The 3,756-nt window shown below is 69.9% G+C and carries 5 protein-coding genes; 1 reads left to right on the top strand and 4 read right to left on the bottom strand.

The window, feature by feature from the left end:
- A partial coding sequence (locus AC5LUJ_RS07065) for a toll/interleukin-1 receptor domain-containing protein (protein ID WP_493464656.1) occupies positions 1-436 on the bottom strand: 436 nt, incomplete at its 3' end.
- A 238-nt stretch (positions 437-674) separates the two neighbouring features.
- Between AC5LUJ_RS07065 and AC5LUJ_RS07060 the strand changes: the two genes are divergently transcribed.
- Complete coding sequence (locus tag AC5LUJ_RS07060; protein ID WP_250291888.1) at positions 675-1,229, top strand: copper chaperone; 555 nt, start codon at positions 675-677, stop codon at positions 1,227-1,229.
- 64 nt (positions 1,230-1,293) lie between these two features.
- Here AC5LUJ_RS07060 and AC5LUJ_RS07055 read toward each other — a convergent pair whose 3' ends face one another.
- The 3 genes from AC5LUJ_RS07055 to AC5LUJ_RS07045 all read right to left on the bottom strand — a co-directional run bounded on the left by AC5LUJ_RS07055 (position 1,294) and on the right by AC5LUJ_RS07045 (position 3,569).
- Complete coding sequence (locus AC5LUJ_RS07055) at positions 1,294-2,529, bottom strand: trypsin-like serine peptidase (RefSeq protein WP_250285260.1); 1,236 nt, start codon at positions 2,527-2,529, stop codon at positions 1,294-1,296.
- A 390-nt stretch (positions 2,530-2,919) separates the two neighbouring features.
- Positions 2,920-3,147, bottom strand: coding sequence for a PIN domain-containing protein (locus AC5LUJ_RS07050; RefSeq protein ID WP_445548451.1), 228 nt, complete (start codon positions 3,145-3,147; stop codon positions 2,920-2,922).
- Positions 3,144-3,569 carry a hypothetical protein gene (locus AC5LUJ_RS07045; protein WP_250285261.1) on the bottom strand — a complete coding sequence of 142 codons (426 nt, stop codon included), beginning with the start codon at positions 3,567-3,569 and terminating at the stop codon, positions 3,144-3,146. Before AC5LUJ_RS07045 ends, AC5LUJ_RS07050 begins: the two co-directional genes overlap by 4 nt.
- Positions 3,570-3,756 lie beyond the last annotated feature (187 nt).

Raw genomic sequence — 3,756 nt, 5'->3', positions numbered from 1 at the left:
AGGCTGCCGGGCCCGCCGGGCCGCCGGGGAAGTCCGGTTCGGTGGCCGGCTTCCCCCGCTCACCCGCGGCAGCGGCAAGCAGCGCGCGGCGGGCGGCGTCCTTGTCGACCCCGAACAGGTCCACCGCGACGATCTGACCGAGCAGACCGGGACGTTCACACTCCTCGATCCGGAACACCAGCAGCTTCCGGCTCCGGCCGAGCGGATCGTCCTTCCAGGCGGCCTGCCACTCCGCCGCCGCGTACACCGATGTCAGATAGGCCGCCGAGAGCACCGCGACCGTCCGCTCCGCAACCTGGGCGGCCTGGTGCATCTCCTCCACGAACCCGGCCCCGGCCCCGAAATCCCACGCCTGGATCAACGTGGTGTAGCCGGCTGCCTCCAACGCCCAGGCGATCCACTCCGCCCACGCCCGGTCCCGTCCGGTATAGGACACGAAGAAATCCCGGCGAGCGCCCACCCCATCCCCGTCACCCACCGCACCAGCATCCCACTCCGCCCGTACGGACCCGAACCCACACACAGTCGGCAGCACGACGACGCGCGCGATCCGGGGGGCATCCCCGACCGGCACGGACGAGAACCCGTGATCGTCGCCAGAACCGGTAATTCCCCAGGGGCTGTGCTCAAGTAATTCCCCAGGTGGCCCGTGATGTGGATGTCAGCTGGTGGTCGTGGCGGCCTGGACAGTCATGTCGATGGCGATGATGCTGCCGGTGGCGCTGCCGGCCATCCGCCATGTCGCCCTCAACAGCATCCGGGAGCGGCGGGCCCGGGCGATGACCGTCTTCGTCGCCACCTACATCGCGGTCTGGGCCCTGTTCGGCCTCGTGGCCCTGCTCGGCGTGCGCGCGGCCGTCGACGTTGCCGGCGTCGGCGGCCGGGCACTGCTGCTGGCCGCGCTCGCGGCCGCGGCGCTCTGGCAGGCCGGCGGGGTCAAGCGCCGGAGCCTGGCCCAGTGCCGGCGCACCGTGCCGCTGCCGCCGGTCGGACGGCGGGCGGACGTCGCGTGCGTGCGGTTCGCGTTCCTGCACGGCAGGCGATGTGTGCTCTCCTGCTGGCCGTTGATGGTTCTCATGGCCGTCGTCGAGCACGGCGCCGTCGTCTGGATGATCGCGTTGGCCGTGGTCGTCTCCGCCGAGGAACTGACCCGTGTCGGCCGCCGCCTGCCGGGCCTGTCCGCCGTCGCGCTCACCCTGACCGCGGCGTTCCTGCTGCTCAGCGGGTGAGGAGCGGCGGGCTGACGCGGCAGCGGACGCCCCTCACCCGTCCACCGGGCCCGGGCCGAACAGGTCAGGAGCGCGACGTGACCTCCGGCCACGGTGTGCCCGGGTCGCCTTCGGGGCCGTGGCCGTCTGGTGCGTAGCTGCGGAAGGCGGCATGGTCCGGGCCGGTCCGGGTCGTGTCCTCGCCGGTGGTGGCGGGCGGGCCGGGGCTGACCAGGTCGCCGCGCAGCCGGATGTCGAACGGGACCGCGAGCGCGAGCCGAGGCCCGCCACCGACGGTCTCGGGAGCCCGCTCCGGCGGGGCGACGGCCGTGGGCGGGCTGGCCGGGCCGGCCGGGGCGGCGGAGATCCGGTCGAGGAGGGCCTGCTGCTCCGGCGGGAGGGGCTGGGAGCGGAGGAAGGCCAGCAGCCGGCTGATCCGGATCCCCTCGTTGACAAAGCCGCCGAGTTCCCTGTGGTCCGACGCCTGGACGGCGGCATGGTGCAGCGCGACGATCTCCCACTGGTCGTTGAAGACCGGCGAGCCGGATGATCCGGGCTCGGTGTCCGTCTCGTAGTGCAGGAACAGGTCGAGCAGGTCCACGATCCGGTTCTCCCGCAGCGCGACCTGCTTCTTCCCCCCGCCGGGATGCTGGATAATCGTGACGAAGTCCCCGACGATGGCTTTGCCCTCCCCTTCGAACAGCCGGTTGAACCCGAACCGGGCCAGCTCCGCCGGGGCGGCCCGCACCGCGACCAGCGCGAAGTCCAGCCGCTGGTCGGCGACGAAGAACCGGGCCGGGTCCAGCGCGAAGGGGACGGGTGCCAGCGGCCGGCCGTCGGGCGCGTCCTGATAGTCGAATTCGACACCGCTGAACCCGGCTGTCCGGGCGTCGGGGAGCACATGATGATTGGTCAGCAGCAGCTCCGGGGAGACCAGGCTGCCGGTGCCGTAGCCGGCCAGCCGGCCCCGCCCGTCCCGGATGACGACCCGGCCGACCGACCGCGCGGCGGCGACACCGCCTTCCAGGTAACCGACCCCGAGCAGGTCGTTCGTTACCAGGATCCGTTCCAGGACGGCGCTCGCCGCCGCGGTGGCGGCTGGTTCCCCGGCGGCCACCGCGGCCGGGCTGACCGGCCGCACATCCGGGTAGAAACGGGCCAGCCGGTCGATCCGGGTCGCCACCCGGGCCGGCTCGTCCGCCCGCGCGATTCCGCCTGGCTCCCGCAGGACCGCGATTTTTTCGTGGCGCTGTTCGCTTCTGTCCGCCACCCGGGCCGCGACCGCGGCCCGCAGCTCGGACGGTACTTCCTCCACTGGCACCGTGGACGGCGTTTCCTCCACTGACATTGTGGCCCCCGCAGGTCGTCGGAAACTGGGCCGGAACGACACGCCGGCCCATCGGGAAAAGTCGCTGACAAAATTGCAGAAAAAGCGGCGCACGGGCTATCGCGGAGAAAATCCTGTCGCGGCGCGGGCACCTTTGGCGCAACAGTTCCGTGCGCGCCGCATGTCACCCCCCGGGCCGCCCTGCCATGCTGTCAGCCGACGATTCAAGAGTAAAGAAGGCCCCACGGCGGCGTCAGTACATTTTACACACCGGTTCTTTTTTTGTGCACCGCATGTCACTTACCCCGACGGGGCCCGGGCAACGGCCCACCCGCCCTCGTCCCGCGCCGCCCGGGAGCACCCCCTGAATCCCCGTCCGGCGCGTCAGCGGTGGCGCATGACGGCTGCCGCCGGCGCGACACTCCCGCCCCGCCCGCACTGGCCGTCGGGACTGATCAGGCGGACTCGGTCGTTGCCCCGGTCCACCTCGGTGATCGGGCAGGTCGCAAAGCTAGCGGCGGTGTCGGCAAGCCATGTTTCGGCGGCGTCATGATGGACGTGGTCGCTGACAATGAGCGCGATCAGGACGTTGGCGTCCAGAAGAGTGGTCACTGATCGTCGTCCAGGGCGCGGACGTCCTCGGTCGTGATGATCCTGCCGAGGCGGACCAGGGGGAGGCCGGTTCGTTCACTGCGGGATATCTCCGTCGTCTCACCGTGTCCCAGACCGCGACGTATGAGATCGGCGACCGTCTCGCTCAGTGTCCGTGAGGTGTCCCTGGCGATCGACATGGCCTGCCTGTGAAGATCATCTTGGATGTCGATGGTGGTACGCACATCATCATCACATCTGCGCATCATGATGCCGATCATTGTCGGGCAGCCGCCGGGTCGACGAGACGTGGCCGTCGAGCTCTCCGGCATTGGAACGGACATTTTCGATCGTCCACTTTGGTCATCTGCCGGATGGGCCGGCGGTTGCGGCCCCGCATCACACTCGTAGGTGGAAACCGCTGCCACCATGACGGTTTCCACCTACGGCTTCCGCTGCTGTAGGTGGAAACCGTCGCTACCGTGCCGGTTTCCACCTACAACTGGGGCTTCTGGCGGATGTTGATTGTGTCCGGGTGGTTCTCGTCGAGGATTTTCTGTGATCGGGTGAGTATGTCGTCGACGTGTGGCGCGGGCTCTTCAGTGGTTGCCCTGGATTCGTAGGATGTCC

The organism is Protofrankia sp. CiP1_Cm_nod3 (assembly GCF_982290655.1).
Note: the sequence above shows the minus strand (reverse complement) of the source record. Positions and strands in the feature narration are given on the sequence as shown.